The sequence below is a fragment of the Pseudomonas sp. FSL R10-0399 genome, assembly GCF_009600165.1.
GTDB classification, from domain to species: domain Bacteria; phylum Pseudomonadota; class Gammaproteobacteria; order Pseudomonadales; family Pseudomonadaceae; genus Aquipseudomonas; species Aquipseudomonas helleri.
Genome location: NZ_WIWK01000300.1, coordinates 1 through 454, shown reverse-complemented (window position 1 = coordinate 454; position 454 = coordinate 1). Strand labels below are relative to the sequence as shown.

Annotated in this window: 1 pseudogene; it reads left to right on the top strand. The window is 60.8% G+C overall.

The features are described 5' to 3' along the window. A pseudogene (locus tag GHO41_RS29995) lies at positions 1-235 on the top strand (DUF2063 domain-containing protein); the annotation flags it as partial. Between the last annotated feature and the right edge of the window lie 219 nt (positions 236-454).

Below are 454 nucleotides of genomic sequence, written 5' to 3'. Positions count from 1 at the left end.
GCTGGCCGAGGCGGGCGGGTTGCTGGTGTGGCGTCGCCAATACACCTCGCGCCTGCGCCAGGTCGACGCGCTGGAACTGCACGCGCTGCAGCACCTGCAACACGACGGCAGCTTTGCCGGGTTGTGCGAGTTCTTGGTTGAACATCTGGGCGAAGAAGAGGGTATTGGCCGGGCCGGTGAAATGCTGGCTGGCTGGATTGGCAGTGAATTGATTGTCGGTGTGATCAGCGACTGAGAATGGCGTAGGAGCGAGCTTGCTCGCGATCTGTTGATCTTGATCTGGCTTTTGATCTTGATCTAAGAGGCCCCGTTAAACCACGCTGGCCGATCGCGGCGGGCCCACCAAGTTTGGCTTGTGGTGAGGGCATGCCGAGCCTCAGCGAGGCACCGAGGGGTTGGGGCAAAAAGCGTTTGGCCACTTTGCGCTTTTCAAAGTGGCACGGCGTAAGGCCGG